Here is an 18,994-nt window from a genome sequence, read left to right as displayed (position 1 = left end):
CGTTAGTTTTTATTTTTCAAGCCGTATTTGGTTAAATATGGATTGGGGAAAAGGGGGAGTTTTTACACTGGAATCAATATTAAATCGCCAACCGACTTCTTATACAAAATCTATAAACTTTCTTTCATAAGCTCTCCGTATTTATTCAGTGCGTGTTATCGTATATTAAAATATCGTCAAGCCATACTTTCACGTGGATGACCCCGGCTCCCTCTATCGGTATGATTAGCGGACTGTCCTGGGGGGTGTGTTTTTTGTTGTACACCACGCGCTGTCCCAGATCATCGGACACTTCCGCTTTGATGGTAAATTCCGGTGGTTCCGAAGGCAGCTTGAGCTCGAGATTAAAACTCTTTACTTTAGGAGGACCGCTGCTTATCACCAGGTCCACGGTGCCATCCGGGCCTATAGCTTCTCCCGGCCTGGGGTTCTGCTCTATTACAGTATTTTCGGGAACATCGCTGGATTTTTTAACCACATTTCCCACTTTCATCTTCTGCTCCGCCAGGATGGATCTGGCCTCATCATATGTCTTGCCGATGAGTATGGGTACATTGGTTTGCTTGACTTCCGGACCCAAACTAACCGTGAAATTAATACTGGTTCCTTCTGATAGAATAAGACCTTCCCTGGGATTCTGATCCATTATGATCCCTTCGGGGTATTCATCTGAATACTCTCTGGAAATGGTCCCTACCTTAAAATTTCCCTGGGTGATCGCCGTTATCCCGTCGGCTTCGGATAAACCCACAATCTTGGGCACCTGACGCGTCTTCGGTCCCTTGCTCACCACCAGGTTAATAGGGGGATGGTTTATTTTTACTTTCTCACCGCCTTTTGGATCCTGGTCTATCACCTGGCCCGCCGGTGCACTATCATAAATGCGGTCGGCCACGACGTATTTCAAATTACTTTCCCGAAGTTTTTGCGCTGCATCTTCTTCCGAAAGCCCTATGACATTAGGTACTATCACTTCGGGCACTTCGAAATATCTGCGCGCCAAAGCCGCTCCGAAATATGAAAAAACACCAAACAGCATCACAAGCAAAACACCCGCAGCCACGCTCCGTAAAATCCCCCGCTTTTTTTTGCCCGGCGGTCCCGAAATCGAATTTCTCTGCGGCGCCTTCAGTGAATCCTTGTTTAAGACAAGGGTCCGCTCGAGTTCAGAGGATTTGAAACCCATCACTTCGGGGTCTGAAGACGCTCTTGTCAATGCCATCTTCAGCTCTCCCGCACTCTGGAACCTTTCATCAGGCGATTTGGCAAGGCACTTTGTTACAATAGCTTCCAGGGCCCCGGGGAAATTCCGTATCATACCGGATATGGGTTCGGGGCTTTCCTGTATGTGCTTTAACGCTACAGCCACCGGAGTCTGGCCGTCGAAAGGTAATCGGCCTGTTAAAGCTTCATATAGTATGATGCCAACCGAATAAATATCCGAACGTTCATCCACCACATCTCCTCTCGCCTGCTCGGGAGAAAAGTAATGAACAGAACCGAAGACATCGCCCGTGTGGGTAATGGTAGTACCCGTCACGGCCCGTGCTATGCCGAAATCGGTAACCTTTACGCGCCCTTCCGGAGTGATGATGATGTTGTGGGATTTAATGTCCCGGTGAATGATTTTATTTTTATGGGCGCATTCAAGAGCGTCGCATATCTGCCTTCCAATTTCGACAACTTCCACCGGAGGCATGGGGGCCTCCTGCCTTATCAAATCCTTCAACGTCTTCCCTTCCACATATTCCATTACGATGTAGTAACTTCCGTCTTCCTGCCCCACATCGTAAATGCTTACAATATTCGGATGCGACAAGCTTGCTGCCGCCTGGGCTTCCCTTCTAAACCTCCTGACAAACTCCTCGTCGCCCGAGAATTCGGAACGCAGCACCTTGATGGCTACAACTCTATTCAGTAAATTGCAGCGGGCTTTGTACACAACAGCCATGCCCCCGCCGCCGATCTCTTCCAAGATTGTATACCTGTTTCCTAAAATTTTTCCTATCATATACTGCTCATCTCCACGTTAATCGGCTATAATTATGCCCACCGTTATGTTGTCAATCCCGCCCAATGAATTCGCTCTTTCAATTAACATGCTTGCGGCCACTTCCGGATTTGCCCCGGATGCAATTGTCTTAATATTTTCATCGTCAAGCATATTTGTAAGGCCGTCGCTGCACAGCAGGATGATGTCGTTCTTCTTTAAATCGAACTCCAGAATATCCGGCTCCAGCAATTCTTCGGTGCCCAAAGCTTTTGTTATTATATTTTTCAACGGATGTATTTTTGCCTCTTCAAAGGTGAGTTTGCCTTCCTCCATCAACTGCCATACCAGCGAGTGATCCCTGGTCAGCAGTTCAATGCGGCCGGCCCTAATCCTGTAAGCCCTGCTGTCTCCCACATGACCTATATACAATTTATCGCTCAGGAAGAGTGCCAGCGTCACCGTTGTGCCCATCCCGGCCCACTCGCGATTTTCAAGGGCTGAGCTTAATATCCGTTTGTTTGCTTTATTTAGAGCATCTTTGATAATAGATTTTATTTGCTGGCCGTCAAGATTCGGCGAGAAATGAGCGTTTATGTGAGTCGAAACCACATCAACCGCCATCCGGCTCGCAATTTCCCCTCCCCGATGACCACCCATTCCATCCGCGACTATGTACAGCTGGGGATGGCCTGCGTTCGACGGGGGAACGTAAAAAGCATCTTCATTATTCATCCTCACTCTGCCTACATCGGTCTTTATACAGCCAATCATTTTTTCACCTCTTCAAAAGGCTCCGCCGTAACTGCCCGCAGGCGGCTTCGATATCGGCGCCCATTTCCCTTCTAATTGTAGCGGAAATACCGTTTTCCGTCAAAATCCTTTCAAACAGGCGGACTTGCTCCGACCCGCTCCTCTCAAAATACCTCTCCTTTACCGGGTTCAGGGGGATTAAATTCACATGACACAGCATCCCCCGGAGCAGAAAGGCCAGTTTTTCAGCGCATTCCACGGAATCATTTACGCCGGCGATGAGGGCGTACTCGAAGGTGATTCGCCGTTTCGTCTTTATTATATAATATTTACACGCATCTAACAATTGTAAAATTGGGTAACGGCGGTTTACCGGCATTAATTGATTTCGCAGAGCGTCTTCGGGGGCATGAAGAGAAACGGCAAGGGTTACAGGAATCCCCTCTTCGGCCAGCTTCTTGATTCCCGGTACTATGCCGCAGGTGGATACGGTGATGCGCCTGTAACTTATGTTAAAAGCCAGCGGCGAATTTAGCAATCTCAAAAACCTGATGAGCTCCGGATAATTCAACAGCGGTTCTCCGCTTCCCATCACTACAACCCTGCTGACCTTTTGCCCGGTGTCCTTTTGTATGGCCAGCACCTCGTCGCACATCTCCCCGCAAGTAAGATTTCTTATCAGCCCTCCGATGGCGGAGGCGCAGAAAGCGCAACCCATAGGGCAGCCCACCTGGCTTGAAATACAGGCGCTTAACCCAAAAGAATACTCCAGCTTTACGCCTTCCACCATGTTGCCGTCCTCCAGCAAAAAGACATACTTCACGGTCTTGTCTATATTGGATTCATATTTCTTATATATATCTATAGTACTTACACAGGCGTTTGTCTTCAATTTTTGAATTAAGGTTTTGGGTAAATCGGTCATGTAGTCGAACTCCGTTTGGCCTTTATAGATCCACCTGAAAATCTGTTTTGCCCGGTAAGAGGGCTCGCCCAGCTCCTCGACAAAATCCTGCAATTCTTCCAAAGTCAAACCTTTGAGATTTTTCTTTTTCATAATTTATCTCCTCAGGCTTTTAATCTCCTTAATCGTGCAATAAAAAAGCCGTCAACCTTGTGAATATGCGGGTAAAGCTGAAGACAACCTACATGTTTGTCGACGGCCGCCCTTAATTTCTCGGGCAAGCAGGGCCTTAAATCGTCGAAAACGAAATCACCGTTTTCTCTCAAAAACGCCTCAACCACTTCCTGATTTTCTTCCGGCTCTATGCTGCAGGTGCTGTAAAGCAAAATTCCGCCCGGCTTTACATACTTTGAACAGATCCGCAGTATATTGGCCTGCTCTGTTTTCAATGCGGCAAGGTCTTCGGGGTTCTTGGACCACTTTATGTCGGGCTTTCTTCTTATAACCCCCAACCCTGAGCAGGGAGCGTCTATCAGCACCCTGTCAAATCGGTAAAACATTTTTTCGTCGGGTATTCGAGCGTCTTTTATTTCCACATCCACTATGGTTACGCCAAGGCGCCTGCACGCCTCCTTTACCAGTTCCACCCTGTGCGGATGAATATCCCAGGCGGTTATGCTTCCCGCATTTTTCATCATCTGAGCCAGGTGAGTTGTCTTACCGCCGGGGGCCGCAGCCACATCCAGGACCGACTCGCCGCTTTTGGCTCCCAGGGCTATTGATGCTATCATGGAACTTTCATCCTGAGGCTGGAAAAAACCCTCTTTAAAGCTTTTGAGCCGTGCCAGCGGTGGTGAATCGATTAAATAAAGAGCCTCATCCAGGTAAAAACCCCGCTGGAAATTGACTCCTTCATCCAGAAATCTCGACTCCAGTTCTTCCCTTTCTATTTTCAAAGTATTAACCCGGATGCATGTTTTTGGCCTTTCATTGAAGGCCCCGCACAGTTCCTCGGTAAAATCCACACCGAACAATTTCACCCACCTTTTCACCATCCACATGGGGAAGGAATAAAATACCGAAAGATATTTTTCTGGTTCTTTCTCCCGGTTCGGGTAAAGTATTTCACGGCTTCGCCTGGCTATATTCCTTAAAACGGCATTTACAAAATTTGCCGCCCCCTTGCCCTCGAGCTTCTTTGCCATTTCCACCGATTCGTTAACGGCCGCAAAATCCGGAACTCTGTCCAAAAATATCATCTGGTACACGCCCAGTCTGAGGATGTGGAGTATGTTCGGGTCCATCCTGGAAGGAGTTATTTTTGAAAATTGAGATATTATATAATCCAGCCGCAACCTGTATTTTACCACACCGTAAACCAGTTCGGTCACAAAAGCCCTGTCCTTTGCGGAAATTTCGGGTGTTAAAAACCGGTTCAAAGCCAGGTTGCTGTACATCCCATCCTGGGATTTTATAAGTATTTTAAGAGCCAATTCCCTTGGATTTGCCAATTGCTATAATGCTCCTTCCCCTCTTGTGTTATTTTCGGTTTAGGAAAAAGTCAACGGCTTCAGCCACTTTATTTACATCAACTCCGGTGTTTTTGCAGGGGCCTTCGGGCCTCACGTTCAATATACCGATAACCGGCAAAGGGCTTGTATCCATAATGCCTTCGGTAAGGTCTCTTTCACAGGCTATCGCCACAATAGCTTTGGGTTTATATTCGTAAACCATTTTCCTGGCCAGGGTCCCGCCGGTCACAACCGCAAGATTTACACCCCGGTCTCTGCTGAGCTTAAACAATCTGTCTATGTCGCATCTCCCGCAGTGGCGGCAATTTGAAACATCACTGGTCACCTTATACGGGCAATCCCACTTTTGGAGGCAATGGGGCGCCAGAATCAGTATATTCCCCGGATCCACTTTAAAATTCCTGCTCTGGATGAGTTTGTTGTTTACCTCTATATAAGAACTCTTAATAACGTCTTTTGGAATGTGCAGCAGTCTTCCAAGGGCCAGGGCTATGGGGAACAGGATATTTATTGAGGAGGTCATCAGGTTTTGAAGGCCGAAAAACGTCTTTACATGCCAGAGTGTCATGACCACTCCAGCCAGGCCGATGCTTACGATAAAGATAAATATGCTCAGCAGGCCGATGATAAAGAGCAGAATATAACGGTACCAGTTGCCGAATTTGTTAAAATATATAAAGATCCCGGCCACAACCATCCCGAATATCAAAATAATGCTTGCAGCCAGCAACCCGATGAAAATCCTTTTCTTTATTTTTACCGTTTCCTCTCTCTGATTAAACATCCGCAAAAAAATCTCCCTCACGCAGGCTGTGCCCTGCCAGATACTCCAGGGCCCCCATTTTTTTCTTCCCGGCCTCCTGCAGCTCTTTTACAAGCAAACACCCCTCACCGGTGCCCACAAGAAATCCCCGGCCCTTCACCACGCCCATGAACCTCCCCGGGGCCTGTTTTTTTCCGGAGGGGTAAGTTTCCGCAACCCATATCTTTATTTCCTGGCCCCGGCTAAAGGTGTACGCACCCGGCCACGGATGAAGGCCCCGGATGAGGTTGCGTATTTCAAAGGCCTTTTTACTCCAGTCAATTTTGCCGTCTTCCTTTTTGAGCATCGGGGCATATGTGGCCCGGTTGTGGTCCTGGGGGATGCGCAATTGCTGGCCGGATTCCAATCTGCGGAGCGTCTCTATCAATAAACCGGCGCCCACAAGTGAAAGCTCCCTGGAAAGGTCCGAAGCCGTCCATTCATCCTTTATCTCCACCGTTTGCTGTAAAAACATATCACCTGTGTCAAGTCCCTCATCCATCCACATGGTGGTAACACCGGTTACCCTCTCACCGTTTATTATGGCCCACTGAACCGGCGCCGCCCCGCGGTACCTGGGCAACAGAGAGGCGTGAACGTTAATACATCCGAGAAGCGGGATGTCCAGAACCGTTCTGGGAAGGATCTGCCCAAAGGCCACGACTACAATCAAATCCGGCTTTATTTCCGAAAGGACGCGGATAAAATCCCCGTCCTTCACCTTTTGAGGCTGCAAAACCCGAAGATCGTTCTTCATCGCCGCGAGCTTAACGGGCGGCGGCGTAACGACCCTTTTTCGCCCCACGGGCCTGTCGGGCTGCGTGACCACCGCCGCAACTTCATGGCCTTCTTTTAACAGCGCATCCAGAGAAGGAACGGCAAATTCGGGAGTTCCCATAAAAACCAGCTTCATGTTTTATCCCTCGTCATCAGAATTTACAAATTTTATCACTTTGTCTATAAACAGCACGCCGTCGAGATGGTCTATTTCGTGACACAGCGCCCGCGCCAGAAGACCTTCCCCTTCTATCTCTATGGGGTTGCCTTCTCTGTCCACAGCTTTGACTTTCACCTTTTGAGGTCTGGCCACTTCCCCCAAAACTCCTGGTATACTTAGGCACCCCTCTACCTCTACTGCTTCGCCTTCCTGGTGAACTATTCTGGGGTTTACAAGTTCGATAAGTCCCTCGCCGACGTCTATAACTACCGCTCTCTTTAATATACCCACCTGAGGCGCCGCCAGGCCTACCCCGTTGGCAGCTTTCATGGTCTCAGCCATATCGGTGAGAAGCTCCGACAAACTGTTATTGAAAACGCGCACATTTTTAGCTTTTTTCCTTAAAATATCATCGCCATATTTACGAATATTCCTGATGGCCATTAAACCTTCTCTCCTTTTTGCAAGAACCCGTTAAATTTACAGCAAGTCCTGGGGGTCCATATCCCATGCCACATTGATCTTGGAATTTTTCTTAAGGGATTTTAAAAAATCTTCTACCTGTATTAATGTTTCTTCTTCCCGGCTCTTAAGTAAAATGTGATACCGATAATTATCTTTAATTCTCAATCTTGGCGCCGGTGCGGGGCCGTAAATCTCTACACCGTCAAAACCCTTTGACATAAAAAATTGTTTCATGCTAAAAGCTTCGGCTTTTATCACTTCTTCCCGCGGACCTGAAAATATAATGTTTAAAAGGTGACAAAAAGGGGGGTAGTTATGCTGCCGCCTGTTTTCTAATTCTTTCATGTAAAAACCGGTGAAATCGTTCCTGCAGGCGGCATTTATTGCAAAAGACTCGGGACAGTAAGTTTGAACATATACCCTGCCGGGGAACTGGCCTCTCCCGGCTCTCCCCGCCACCTGTGTTATGAGCTGGAAAGTCCTTTCTCCAGCCCTGAAGTCCGGCATGTTAAGGGAGGTGTCCGCGCTTATTACCCCGACAAGGGCCACCTTTGGAAAATCCAGGCCCTTGGCAACAGCCTGGGTCCCTATCAAGACCTGGGCTTTCCCCCTTCTAAAACATGAAAGCATTTGTTCCAGCGACCCCTTGCGCGATGTAGAATCGGCATCGATGCGAATGGTCTTAATACCGGGGAATAAACGGTTGACCTCCTGTTCCACTTTTTCCGTTCCCGCTCCGAAGTATCTTATGTTCCGACCACCGCAAACCGGACACATATCTGGCGCTTTTATTTGAAATCCGCAATAATGGCATTTTCCGCTCCTGTCTTCAAAATGGTAGGTAAGGGAAATGTCACAGTGGGGGCATTTTAATACAAAACCGCAATCCCTGCAGATTACAAAAGTGGAATGACCCCGGCGGTTGAGAAAAAGTATAACCTGGCAGCCCCGTACTATGGCTTCCTTCATGCCTGCAAAGAGTCTTCTGCTGAAAATATGCCGATTCCCGGACTTTAATTCCTCTTTCATATCTATGATTTCGAGAGACGGCAAAGGCCTTCCCGACACTCTTTTGGTAAGTTTAACCAGAAGATAATCTCCCCTGAGGGCTTTGTAGTACGATTCCACCGACGGCGTGGCACTTCCCATCATCAACATTGCGCCTTCCCTTTGCGCTCTTATCCTTGCCACCACCCTGGCATCATAAAAAGGATGCTCCATCTGTTTATAAGAGGATTCGTGCTCTTCGTCAATTATTATTAAACCGAGGTCTCGAACGGGCGCAAATACCGCGGACCTGGCGCCTATCACGATGTCCGCTTCTCTGTTGTAAATCCTGTGCCATTCGTCGAACCTTTCCCCCTGGGAAAGCCTGCTATGTATGACTGCCACTTTTTGAGGAAAACGGGCCTGAAAGACGGTCAGCATCTGGGGTGTAAGAGAAATTTCAGGCACCAGGAGCATGGCCTTTTTGCCCGTGTGAAGCGCTTTTTCAATTGCCCTTATGTACACTTCAGTTTTTCCGCTGCCGGTGACTCCGTATAAAAGAACAGTTTTCTTTTCGCCGTCCATATTGCGGCAAATCTGATCCACGGCGGCTGCCTGTTCGGCTGTAAGGTTGAGCGGCCTGCTTAGACCAGCATCCGGCACGGTTTCGGGCTTCCGCCTTACAACCCTGTATTCTCTAACTACCATGCCCTTTTTAACCAGGCCCGATAGGGCGCCCTGAATCGACGAAAGCGGCATGTCAATTCTGGCGCATATTTCGCGGGCGGTAAGCGGTCCGAAAGCGGCGAGTAAATCAAAGATCTTTTTCTGGTTTACCGCCCTATCCGGCAGAACGCACTTTTCGACCACTGCTCTGTAGACCGCTTCCTGTTTTACCCCTATCGGTGGAGGTAGCATAAGTTTTAGAAAGTCGATGGGCGCAGCCCCATAATACCTCGCCAGTGACCTTGAGAGGTCGACCATTTCCGGCGGGAGGGAGACCTGTTCCTTTTTTATAACATTCTTAAGCCTGTACTCTCCCGAATATTCCCCGGGATCGAGAACCCGCATTACCACGCCGTTGACCTTTGTATTGTTGAAGGGAACCAAAACCAGATCTCCCGCCCCCACCGCCGGCACCAGTTCGTCGGGAATGGTGTAAAAGTATTCCTTTTTTGCGCTGGGATGTTTTACGTCAACGGCAACTTCGGCTACAGCTTCCAATGCCATCCCCCCAAAAATAAAAAGCCCTTCAAATTACCGGCTTTAAGACATATAGCATAACGCCCTGTCAAGAATAATATCCGCCACATCCTTTTTTGACATTCTGGGGAACGCTTCCACCCGGCCGTCTCTGTGTATTATTTTTACAATGTTGGTATCAGAGCCAAACCCTGCCCCTTCCTGGGTAACATCATTGACAACGATAAAATCCAGTTTCTTGTTATTTAATTTTTTGACTGCATTTTCCTCCAAGTCTTCGGTCTCCGCCGCAAACCCTATTAAGACCTGTGTTGTCTTTTTTTCTCCAAGCTCCTGAAGAATATCCGGATTTTTTACGAGTTCCAGATTCGTTTCGCCGTCCCGCTTTTTTATTTTTTCGGTGGAGTAATTTTTGGGCCTGTAGTCTGCCACCGCCGCGGCTTTTATAATCACATCGGCCCAGCTGAAATTTTCAAGTACAGCCTTTTGCATCTCCCGAGCCGTCTCAACAGGTATAAATTTATAAAGGCCCGCTGGCGGCTCGAGGTTTGTCGGCCCCGAAACGAGTACCACATTTCCTCCACGAAGAACCGCCGCTTCGGCCAGGGCGTAACCCATTTTTCCTGAAGAGCGGTTGGATATATATCGCACAGGGTCTATGGGCTCCCGGGTGGGCCCAGCCGTTACAAGGATTTTTTTATTATGAAAGTCGCGGCGTTTTCCCATAAGGGCTTCAATTCTTTTCAGTATTTCCCCCGGCTCCGGAAATCTCCCCTTCCCCGCATAACCGCACGCCAGGGCGCCTTCGGCGGGTTCCATTATTTCAAATCCCAAACTTCTTAAATAAGAAATGTTTTTTTGAGTCACGGGATTTTCGTACATGTGGACATTCATGGCAGGGACGATCAAAACCTTTGCCCTGGTTGCCAGAATGGTGCTGGAAAGCATATCGTCGGCGATGCCGGCGGCTATCTTGGCTATGATGTTGGCCGTAGCGGGGGCTACAAGAAATAAGTCCGCCTTGTCCGCCAGGGCCACATGTTCTACCTCCCAGTAGTAAGGTTTTTCAAACATATCCGTAATTACGGGGTTCCGGGAAACCACCTGAAATGTTAAAGGTTTTATGAATTCGCATGCGGATTTTGTCATTATGACCTGAACATCCGCACCCTTTTTTTTCAAAAGCCTGACCAGTTCCACGGCTTTATAGGCCGCTATGCTGCCGGTAACTCCCATGGTTATGAATTTGTCGTTTAACATGGAAACCCTCCGTCATTTGATGCCTGATTTGGGACTTTCTACCTTTATTTTGCCGGCATCAAGTTCAAAAAGCGCGATGGAAACCGGTTTTGTAGTTTTCACATCCACCAGTTTGGGCTCGCCTTCCACCAGTTGCCGTGCCCTCTTTGCAGCGGCCACGGCAATGGTATACTTGCTGTCGTATTTGCTGGTAAGTGAATCTATTGACGGGTACATCATGGCATTTCCTTCCTCCCGTTGATAACCTGAAGAAGATAATAATTTCTGACTACACGGCACCTTTCGGCCGTAATTATGGATTGCAGTTTGAAAACGGCCTTGTCCAGGTCATCGTTAACCACCACGTAATCGTAAAAAGCGGCCGCTTTCAATTCCTCCCTGGCGCTTTTTACTCTCAGGTCAAGGGATTCACGGGTTTCGCTGCCTCGTTTTTCTATGCGCTTTTTCAATTCTTCTAAATCCGGAGGTAGAATGAATATAAAAACACCTTCGGGGCAGTTTTTTTTGACCTGAGAAGCACCCTGGATGTCTATCTCCAGTATGACATCTCTGCCTTCCTGAAGCTGCTTTTCCACAAAAGCTCGCGGTGTACCATAGTAATTATTATAGACCTTTGCCCATTCAAGGAATTCATTCTGTTTTATTTTTTCTTCAAAATCTTTAACGTCGGTAAAAAAATAATTAACTCCGTGTTTCTCTCCAGGCCTGGGCGGTCTGGTGGTAACAGACACAGAAAGACACAGGTTCTCCATTTTGTCCAGCAACAGAGTGCACAGGGTACCTTTTCCCGCACCGGAAGGGCCCGAAATAACTATCAGCATCCCTTTTTGCTTCATAAAAATATCCCCTCAAACCTCTTCGAGCTCTTCTTCGGCTTCCATCTCCTTGTCGCTTTCATTCAGGCGATGGGCTACTGTCTCCGGTTGAACCGCCGAAAGAATTACATGGTCGCTATCGGTTATAATGACCGCTCTTGTCCTCCGGCCGTAGGTGGCGTCGATCAGCATCCCCCGATCCCTGGCCTCCTGAATTATTCTTTTTATCGGGGCCGACTCGGGGCTTACGATAGCTATTATGCGATTGGCCGAAACAATATTGCCAAAACCTATATTTACAAGTTTTATTTCCACACTATTCCCTCCTGAAATTCTACTCAATGTTCTGGATTTGCTCTCTTATCTTCTCGAGTTCGCTCTTTATTTCAATAATCTCCCTGGAAATAACATAATCGGAAGACTTTGCGCCAATGGTGTTGGTTTCCCGAAACATCTCCTGAGCTATAAAATCCATCTTTTTTCCCAAAGCATCCTCCGAAGCCGCCAGGCTTTTCATCTGGCACAGATGGCTCTTTATCCTTACAATTTCCTCGGATATATTTGACCTTTCAGCAAACAGCACCACTTCAGCCTCTATCCTTTCCTGATCTACGGCAATTCCCCGGGAAAGCTTCTCCACATCCTGCATAAGCCTTTTCCTGTACTCTTCCACAACCACATCCGCCCGTTCTTTTATAATATCCACTTTGTTGTCTATAATGTCAAGTCTTGCCGAAATATCATTCCACAGGTTTTCCCCTTCTTTTGCCCGCATATCCAGCAAGTTATTCACCGCCCCTTCCAAAGCCGGCTTTAAAGAATCCCACAATTCGCGTTCCTGGGGCAGGTTCTCATTTACCTGAAAAACGTCGGGCATTAAGGAGAGCAGCGATAAAGACACGGGACCTTCAAAGCCAATCTCCTCCTTGATTTCCAGCAATCTTTTATAATAATTCTCAATCATTGCCTTGTCAATTTTTATATCGACCGGAAGATTCTCACAGGACAAGTTCACAAATACATCTATTCTGCCCCTTGTTATTTTCCCCTTTATGTAGTTTTTTATCTTTTCCTCCAATAAAAGCCAGGGCCTGGGGAGCTTGACAAATATTTCCAGAAATCTGTGGTTTACGGATCTTATTTCCACCACCCAGGAAATTCTGTCAAGGCTCTCCCCACGTCCATAACCCGTCATGCTCTTTATCATTTTAAACGCCTTTCTCCACTTAAAAATTTAAATTTTCCTTCATTCTCTTTAACGCTTCCTCGATTCTGTCATCAGGAGTGGTCAGAGATATCCTAAAATATCCTTCGCCGTATTCTCCATAAGCGTTTCCGGGGCTCACGACAACACCCGCTTTTTCGATGAGCATCTCGGCAAAGGAAGCGGATGTAAAGCCCCTGGGTACCGGAACCCATACATAAAAAGTTCCCTTTGGCGTCTCCACATCAAATCCCATGCTCCTCAAGGCCTCCACCACCAAATCCCGCCTCCGCTTAAAAACGGAGAGCATTTCGTCCACGCTATCCTGGGGGCCAGTCAGGGCTTCCACCGCCGCCTTTTGAACCGCGGTAAATTGACCGGAGTCTACATTGGTCTTAATTATGCCCAGGGCTGAAACGATTTCTTTGCTGCCGGCCGCATAGCCAATTCTCCATCCGGTCATCCTGTAAGGTTTTGACAGGGAACCGAATTCAATGGCCACTTCTTTGGCACCGTCCACCGACAGGATACTGGGCGCCCGGTAGCCGTCGTAAGTAACATCGGCGTAAGCGCTATCGTGGCATATCACCAGATCATAGGTTTTGGCAAAATCCACAGCCTCTTCAAAAAACTTTTTATCCGCCACAGCCGCTGTGGGATTGTTGGGGTAGCATAAGAACATGATTTTTGCTTTTCTGGCTATGTCGCTGTCTATTTTTGAAAAGTCGGGTAAAAAGTTATTTTCCCTCACCAGGGGAACAGGGTAGGGTATACCACCCGCGAAAATCGTGGCAGTCCTGTAGACCGGATATCCCGGGTCCGGTATCAGTGCGTAGTCTCCGGGGTCTATGTAAGCCAGGAAAATGTGGGCTATACCCTCTTTTGATCCTATAAGGGCCATTACTTCGTTTTCCGGATCAAGTTCAACACCGTACCGCCTGCTGTAGTAAGCCGCCACCGCCTGGCGAAACTCCAGCGAACCTTCATATTCGGGGTACCGGTGGCACGCCGGATCTTCGCAGGCCCTTTGCAAGGCTTGGATAATGTTGGGGGGGGTCGGCAGGTCCGGGTCCCCAACTCCAAGACTTATGACGTCAACCCCCGCCTTTTTGAGATCGGCAATTTTCTTATCGATCTGCGCGAAGAGATAAGGCGGAATTTTTTTGATGCGATTTGCTCTTTCCACGAAAATACCTCCATAATTTATAAATTGTTTATAATTTGGAAAGGTCTACCCGGCCGTTAAACACTTCTCTGACGGGGCCGGTCATGAAGACCCGTTTTTTATCATCAATATCTATAAAAAGCTCCCCACCCGGGAGAAAAACCTTTGTTTGTCTTTTTCCCAGGCCCTTTTTCAGAGCCGCCACAGCACAAGCGCATGCTCCAGTCCCGCATGCCATGGTGATGCCCGCCCCGCGTTCCCACACCCTCATTTTTAGATGGTCTTCATCCAGGACCTCCACAAATTCGACGTTTGTCCTGTTGGGAAACAGCGGGTGGTTTTCTATAACGGGGCCTATGCGCTCGAGCGGAACTTCATCCACATTTTCTACAAATATCACACAATGCGGGTTTCCCATGGAAACCGCAATAGCTTTAAACTCATTATCCTCTGTGGAAATGGTAAAATCTATGGCTTCCTCTTCGGAGGAGCCTAGCATGGGTATATCCCCTTTGAGCATGCTGTACTCACCCATATCCACCTTAACCATCGTCTCAATGCCTGTACTCAGAATTTCGGCCCTTTTAACTCCTGCCGGGGTCTCCACATCGATGACCGTTTTTGTAACTATGCCCCGCGTGTATGCATAATGTGCAAAACATCTTATCCCGTTGCCGCACATCATTGCTTCACTGCCGTCGCTGTTGATAATCTTCATCCTGACATCCGCCATTCGCGAAGGCAAAACCAGCAGGATTCCGTCCGCACCTATTCCGAAATGCCTGTCGCAGATTTTTCTTGCGTATTTTTCTATACCTACGACATCTTGCTTTATGCCATTTACGATTATAAAATCATTTCCAAGGCCGTGTGTTTTGGTGAACTCCATATTTCAAGACCACCCTTATTTTTTCTTTCAAAATCATTAAAATTATTATACCACCTAATTTTGGTTTAAACAATAAATTTATTTATCTATTAAAGGTATCGCTCTATATGGTATACTAGTAACATGATACCAGTGATATAAAATTCCGGGAGGTTCAGACCATGCCCTTTGACGGAATTACCCTGCACGCCGTGGTTTCCGAACTGCAAGAGGCTCTCACCGGCGGCAGGATAAATAAAATTTATCAGCCCCATAAAGATGAGCTTATTTTCTACATTCGCCGCGGAAGGGAGGAATTAAAACTTCTCATGTCCTCACACCCCGTAAACTGCAGAATTCACCTGACGGAAAGCATAGTCGAAAACCCTCTTTCTCCTCCGGCGTTTTGCATGCTTTTAAGAAAGCACCTCATCGGCGGCAATATTGTAAAAATTGAGCAGCCCGACCTGGAGAGAATCGTGGAGATTACCATTCACAATAACAATGAATTCATGCAACCCGTTGAGTGGAAGCTAATAATTGAAATCATGGGAAGGCACAGCAACATTATACTGGTCCAGCCCGAAAGCAACACCATAATCGATTCAATAAAAAGAATACCCGTCGAAGTCAACAGGTTCCGCCAGATCCTGCCGGGAGAAAAGTATATCTATCCTCCCATGCAGCACAAAATCAGTTTGACTGCATTTGACCATAATAATTTTATGTCAACATTATGCCATGCCGTTGTCAATGGCGATACCAGGACCGTAAGCAAATGGATATTAGACAATATCATGGGTTTGAGCGGCGCCGCATCCCGGGAAATAACTTTCAGGGCAGGAGTGGACCCCCAAAAAACCGTGGGACTCCTGTTGGAAGAAGAAAAAAACAATATTGTCAAAGCCCTTGAAGATGTCGGAACCAAAATAGGGTCGGGAAACTTTTCCCCATCGCTGTATATAAATAGCAATACTTCCGAACCCGATGATTTCTGGGTATTACCTCTTTTATCCTTGGAACAAAAACACCGCTTAAAGGTGGTAAAATCCCATGTGAACGAGATAGTGGATTTATATTTTTCCAAAAAAGAAAAAACCGAGGCGTTCGCTTCCCTCAAGAAACGCGTCTGCTCGGAAATATCCAAACATCTTGAAAAACTGAGGCAAGGTTTTTCATTCCATAAGAAAAAGTTTCAGGAGACCGGCGACCTGGAGAAATACAGGCTCTGGGGAGAAATTCTTTCAGCCTATCTTTATCAGGTAAAGCCGGGTTTGAAGGAGGTCAAGCTCCCCGATTTTTACGATAACGACAAAATAATAACCATCCCTTTTAACGAAAAATTGACACCTTCCCAAAACGCCCAGCTTTATTTCAATCGCTATAAAAAATTGCAATCGGCGAGAATCATGCTGGAGAAAAAACTACAGGAGATTTCACAGGAAATATATTACCTGGAAAGCGCGCTGTTTGATGTGGAAAACTGCAGCAATATGGAAGATCTGCATGAAATTTGCCACGAACTGGAAAACCAGGGCTACCTGAAAGCAGCGGGCAAAAAATGCCCCCGGCAGTCAAAATCTGAGCCATTAAAATTCAGGTCGTCCGACGGTTTTACCATATATGTGGGCAAAAATAACCGCCAGAACGATATGCTGACCCTCAAAAAGGCCGGACCCGAAGACATATGGCTTCATACGAAAGACATACCCGGATCCCACGTAATTATCGAATGCTCGAAACAAAAAGTGAGCGATAAAGCCCTGTATGAAGCCTCCATCCTGGCGGCGTACTTCAGCAGGGCCCGAAACGGAAGCAACGTTCCCGTAGATTACACATTGAAAAAACATGTAAGAAAACCGGCCGGCGCCAAACCGGGTTTTGTCATATACGACCATCACAAAACACTGTATGTAACGCCGGATGAAGCTACGGTGAAACGGTTATCGCTTTAATATCACAACACAGTTTTCTCCGTCAACTTCTTCGAGCTTGACTTTTATCACTTCGTCTCTGGATGTAGGTACGTTTTTGCCGACGTAGTCGGGCCTTATCGGCAATTCCCGGTGCCCCCGGTCAATTAAAACCGCCAGCTGTATCATCCGCGCCCTTCCTATATCTGCCAGGGCGTCAAGAGCCGCCCTTACCGTCCTGCCGGTATAAATTACGTCGTCCACCAGGACGATTTTTTTGTTTGTTATGTTGAAAGGTATTTCTGTCTTGTGTACCACAGGCTGGGTGGAAAGCGTTGACAGGTCATCTCTGTAAAGGGTTATATCAAGTATCCCCACGGGAAGTTCCACACCCTCAATGGACGATATGTTGGATGCTATGCGTTTCGCCAGGGGGGCTCCCCGCCTTCTAATGCCCACGAGAGCCAGGTCTTCCACACCCTTGTTTTTTTCAATAATCTCATGGCTTATCCTGATTAGCGCTCTGTTTATGGCCTGTTCATCCATAATGCGGGCCTTTTCCTCCATATCACTTACCCTCCCTCATCCTTAAAAAGTTTAAAATACCCGCAAAATCTTCCGGCAGAGGCGCCTCAAACTCCATGAATTCTCCGGTTCTGGGATGATACAAACCAAGTTTGAAAGCGTGCAACGCCTGTCCCTCAATATTAAAGGGACTTTTTTTCCTTGAATATACCGGATCCCCCACTATCGGATGACCGATATACTTCATATGAACCCTTATCTGATGGGTTCGTCCGGTTTCCAGGCGGACTTCCAACAGAGTGTACTCCGAAAACCTCTCCAGGACTTTAAAATGGGTAATGGCCTCCCGGGAATTTTTAGTTGTAACGGCCATTTCGGTCCGCTTCAGCGGGTGCCTGCCGATGGGGGCGTTAATGGTGGCTTTATCCTCCGAAACCCTCCCCCATACAAGTGCCCAGTAGATTTTTTTCATCTGCCTGTTTTTTAGCTGCTTCGCAAGATTTTGATGGGCCAGGTCATTCTTTGCCACCACCATGGCCCCCGAAGTGTCTTTATCCAGGCGGTGGACAATACCCGGCCGCGCCACGCCGTTGATGCCCGATAGATCTTTTGTGTGGTATAACAGTGCATTCACCAGAGTGCCGCTAAAATTGCCGGGAGCGGGGTAAACCACCATACCCCTTGGTTTGTTGACGACTATTATATCCCCGTCTTCAAAAATTATGTCAAGGGGTATGTTCTCCGGAACAAGGGAAAGCTTTTGAGGCGGTGGTATGCGGGCCGTAATCTCGTCGTTTTCTTTCAACTTGTAGTGAGGCTTTACCATGTCGCTGTTGACTTTTATCCACCCTTCTTCAATACCCTTTTTTATAAAAGTCCTGGAGATATTTTGCAATTTTTCAGCCAAAAATACGTCCACCCGCCTTTTTTCATCTGCTTTTTGAGCGATAAAGCGGTATTCGGTAACCAAGGCCACTACCTCCCGTCTTTATTGAGAAGGCCTTGAATCTCGGCATCGAAAGCTATCAAATAAGCGAGGATCAAAACACCTGCGACGATGGCCGAATCGGCTATATTAAAAACCGGCCATACTCGAAAATCCAGAAAATCCACCACGTATCCGTATCTCAGACGGTCTACCAGGTTGCCGGCCGCACCGCCGCAAATCAATGCCAGAGTAAATCTAAGCAGCTTTTTTCCAGCCGGAATTTTTTTCGCATAGTACACTATCATCAGGATGATTAAAATTGAGACCATCGTAAAAAAATAAGTTTTCCCCCGCAAGATGCTGAAAGCGGCGCCTGTGTTCTGAACGTAAGTTATGTGAAAAACATCTGTTATAATGGGAATAGACTGGTGCGGTCGCAGCGTCGACCGAATGAGGAACTTGGACAGTTGGTCGGCGGCCAGGATAATAAGACTGTAAAGTATTAGGTCCAAGATTTTATACCTCCATAATTCTGAACAGTTCTTTTTATTATATCAAAAATACCCCAGACAATAAAGACAGCTCTCTGACTTTTCCTGCTAATTGACCCAATAAAAATTCACACTATCTCTGACGTTTGGCACAAATTGTCGCGATGAAGTCTCTGGGCAAATTTTTCGGTTAAAACAACGTGCGGCGCAATTTTCATCTAAGGTGCGCTATTAGACGCGGTATATATATTT

19 protein-coding genes are annotated in these 18,994 nt (G+C 47.2%); 1 reads left to right on the top strand and 18 read right to left on the bottom strand.

Features of this window, described 5'->3' with window-relative positions; translation table 11 throughout:
• Positions 1-145: 145 nt before the first annotated feature.
• Genes pknB through dapF form a run of 15 tightly spaced genes read right to left on the bottom strand, consistent with a single transcriptional unit; the run spans position 146 to position 14,906 of the window.
• A complete protein-coding gene (pknB, locus tag ACKX14_RS12805; protein WP_422448249.1) occupies positions 146-2,011 on the bottom strand; it encodes a Stk1 family PASTA domain-containing Ser/Thr kinase in 1,866 nt (621 codons plus the stop codon).
• Between the two features lie 18 nt (positions 2,012-2,029).
• The gene (locus ACKX14_RS12800; RefSeq protein ID WP_422448247.1) at positions 2,030-2,764 is read right to left on the bottom strand and encodes a Stp1/IreP family PP2C-type Ser/Thr phosphatase; all 735 of its coding nucleotides are present in this window, start codon (positions 2,762-2,764) and stop codon (positions 2,030-2,032) included.
• Between the two features lie 4 nt (positions 2,765-2,768).
• Positions 2,769-3,803 (bottom strand): dual-specificity RNA methyltransferase RlmN, encoded by a 1,035-nt coding sequence (gene rlmN / locus ACKX14_RS12795; protein WP_422448251.1) that lies wholly within the window; start codon positions 3,801-3,803, stop codon positions 2,769-2,771.
• An 8-nt stretch (positions 3,804-3,811) separates the two neighbouring features.
• Positions 3,812-5,158, bottom strand: a complete 1,347-nt coding sequence (gene rsmB / locus ACKX14_RS12790; protein ID WP_422448245.1) for a 16S rRNA (cytosine(967)-C(5))-methyltransferase RsmB — start codon at positions 5,156-5,158, stop codon at positions 3,812-3,814.
• 28 nt (positions 5,159-5,186) lie between these two features.
• Positions 5,187-5,963 carry a DUF116 domain-containing protein gene (locus ACKX14_RS12785; protein ID WP_422448243.1) on the bottom strand — a complete coding sequence of 259 codons (777 nt, stop codon included), beginning with the start codon at positions 5,961-5,963 and terminating at the stop codon, positions 5,187-5,189.
• A complete protein-coding gene (gene fmt / locus ACKX14_RS12780; protein ID WP_422448241.1) occupies positions 5,956-6,894 on the bottom strand; it encodes a methionyl-tRNA formyltransferase in 939 nt (312 codons plus the stop codon). The genes ACKX14_RS12785 and fmt overlap by 8 nt, the downstream gene beginning before the upstream one ends.
• A 3-nt stretch (positions 6,895-6,897) precedes the next feature.
• Complete coding sequence (gene def, locus ACKX14_RS12775; RefSeq protein WP_422448239.1) at positions 6,898-7,362, bottom strand: peptide deformylase; 465 nt, start codon at positions 7,360-7,362, stop codon at positions 6,898-6,900.
• A 36-nt stretch (positions 7,363-7,398) separates the two neighbouring features.
• A complete protein-coding gene (gene priA / locus ACKX14_RS12770) occupies positions 7,399-9,600 on the bottom strand; it encodes a replication restart helicase PriA (RefSeq protein ID WP_422448237.1) in 2,202 nt (733 codons plus the stop codon).
• 36 nt (positions 9,601-9,636) lie between these two features.
• Positions 9,637-10,833 (bottom strand): bifunctional phosphopantothenoylcysteine decarboxylase/phosphopantothenate--cysteine ligase CoaBC, encoded by a 1,197-nt coding sequence (gene coaBC, locus ACKX14_RS12765; RefSeq protein WP_422448235.1) that lies wholly within the window; start codon positions 10,831-10,833, stop codon positions 9,637-9,639.
• A 12-nt stretch (positions 10,834-10,845) separates the two neighbouring features.
• A complete protein-coding gene (rpoZ, locus tag ACKX14_RS12760; RefSeq protein WP_422448233.1) occupies positions 10,846-11,052 on the bottom strand; it encodes a DNA-directed RNA polymerase subunit omega in 207 nt (68 codons plus the stop codon).
• A complete protein-coding gene (gene gmk, locus ACKX14_RS12755; RefSeq protein ID WP_422448231.1) occupies positions 11,049-11,669 on the bottom strand; it encodes a guanylate kinase in 621 nt (206 codons plus the stop codon). The genes rpoZ and gmk overlap by 4 nt, the downstream gene beginning before the upstream one ends.
• A gap of 12 nt (positions 11,670-11,681) precedes the next feature.
• The gene (remA, locus tag ACKX14_RS12750; RefSeq protein ID WP_422448229.1) at positions 11,682-11,963 is read right to left on the bottom strand and encodes an extracellular matrix/biofilm regulator RemA; all 282 of its coding nucleotides are present in this window, start codon (positions 11,961-11,963) and stop codon (positions 11,682-11,684) included.
• 19 nt (positions 11,964-11,982) lie between these two features.
• The gene (locus ACKX14_RS12745) at positions 11,983-12,855 is read right to left on the bottom strand and encodes a YicC/YloC family endoribonuclease (protein WP_422448228.1); all 873 of its coding nucleotides are present in this window, start codon (positions 12,853-12,855) and stop codon (positions 11,983-11,985) included.
• Between the two features lie 19 nt (positions 12,856-12,874).
• A complete protein-coding gene (locus ACKX14_RS12740; protein ID WP_422448226.1) occupies positions 12,875-14,038 on the bottom strand; it encodes an LL-diaminopimelate aminotransferase in 1,164 nt (387 codons plus the stop codon).
• A 28-nt stretch (positions 14,039-14,066) separates the two neighbouring features.
• A complete protein-coding gene (gene dapF, locus ACKX14_RS12735) occupies positions 14,067-14,906 on the bottom strand; it encodes a diaminopimelate epimerase (protein ID WP_422448224.1) in 840 nt (279 codons plus the stop codon).
• A 161-nt stretch (positions 14,907-15,067) separates the two neighbouring features.
• Between dapF and ACKX14_RS12730 the strand changes: the two genes are divergently transcribed.
• Positions 15,068-16,840 carry an Rqc2 family fibronectin-binding protein gene (locus tag ACKX14_RS12730; RefSeq protein ID WP_422448222.1) on the top strand — a complete coding sequence of 591 codons (1,773 nt, stop codon included), beginning with the start codon at positions 15,068-15,070 and terminating at the stop codon, positions 16,838-16,840.
• Here ACKX14_RS12730 and pyrR read toward each other — a convergent pair.
• From pyrR to lspA, 3 genes are read right to left on the bottom strand one after another with little or no spacing between them, the layout of a single operon-like run.
• Positions 16,829-17,365, bottom strand: a complete 537-nt coding sequence (gene pyrR / locus ACKX14_RS12725; protein ID WP_422448220.1) for a bifunctional pyr operon transcriptional regulator/uracil phosphoribosyltransferase PyrR — start codon at positions 17,363-17,365, stop codon at positions 16,829-16,831. The genes ACKX14_RS12730 and pyrR overlap by 12 nt on opposite strands.
• Before the next feature lies 1 nt (position 17,366).
• Positions 17,367-18,299: an RluA family pseudouridine synthase gene (locus ACKX14_RS12720; RefSeq protein ID WP_422448218.1), complete on the bottom strand. Its 933-nt coding sequence runs from the start codon at positions 18,297-18,299 to the stop codon at positions 17,367-17,369.
• Positions 18,299-18,763, bottom strand: a complete 465-nt coding sequence (gene lspA, locus ACKX14_RS12715; RefSeq protein WP_422448216.1) for a signal peptidase II — start codon at positions 18,761-18,763, stop codon at positions 18,299-18,301. The genes ACKX14_RS12720 and lspA overlap by 1 nt, the downstream gene beginning before the upstream one ends.
• Between the last annotated feature and the right edge of the window lie 231 nt (positions 18,764-18,994).

This window comes from Thermorhabdus hydrogeniformans, from assembly GCF_049310025.1.
Taxonomy (GTDB): domain Bacteria; phylum Bacillota; class Thermosediminibacteria; order Thermosediminibacterales; family Tepidanaerobacteraceae; genus JBJYKD01.
This window is presented reverse-complemented; position numbering and strand designations above follow the sequence as displayed.

Coding starts and splice junctions, on each gene's coding strand:
- ACKX14_RS12730 (WP_422448222.1), top strand. CDS start 15,068: ATGCCCTTTGACGGAATTACCCTGCACGCCGTGGTTTCCGAACTGCAA.
- pknB (WP_422448249.1), bottom strand. CDS start 2,011: ATGATAGGAAAAATTTTAGGAAACAGGTATACAATCTTGGAAGAGATC.
- dapF (WP_422448224.1), bottom strand. CDS start 14,906: ATGGAGTTCACCAAAACACACGGCCTTGGAAATGATTTTATAATCGTA.
- ACKX14_RS12800 (WP_422448247.1), bottom strand. CDS start 2,764: ATGATTGGCTGTATAAAGACCGATGTAGGCAGAGTGAGGATGAATAAT.
- gmk (WP_422448231.1), bottom strand. CDS start 11,669: ATGAAGCAAAAAGGGATGCTGATAGTTATTTCGGGCCCTTCCGGTGCG.
- coaBC (WP_422448235.1), bottom strand. CDS start 10,833: ATGTTAAACGACAAATTCATAACCATGGGAGTTACCGGCAGCATAGCG.
- priA (WP_422448237.1), bottom strand. CDS start 9,600: ATGGCATTGGAAGCTGTAGCCGAAGTTGCCGTTGACGTAAAACATCCC.
- pyrR (WP_422448220.1), bottom strand. CDS start 17,365: ATGGAGGAAAAGGCCCGCATTATGGATGAACAGGCCATAAACAGAGCG.
- ACKX14_RS12785 (WP_422448243.1), bottom strand. CDS start 5,963: ATGTTTAATCAGAGAGAGGAAACGGTAAAAATAAAGAAAAGGATTTTC.
- rpoZ (WP_422448233.1), bottom strand. CDS start 11,052: ATGATGTACCCGTCAATAGATTCACTTACCAGCAAATACGACAGCAAG.
- ACKX14_RS12745 (WP_422448228.1), bottom strand. CDS start 12,855: ATGATAAAGAGCATGACGGGTTATGGACGTGGGGAGAGCCTTGACAGA.
- fmt (WP_422448241.1), bottom strand. CDS start 6,894: ATGAAGCTGGTTTTTATGGGAACTCCCGAATTTGCCGTTCCTTCTCTG.
- def (WP_422448239.1), bottom strand. CDS start 7,362: ATGGCCATCAGGAATATTCGTAAATATGGCGATGATATTTTAAGGAAA.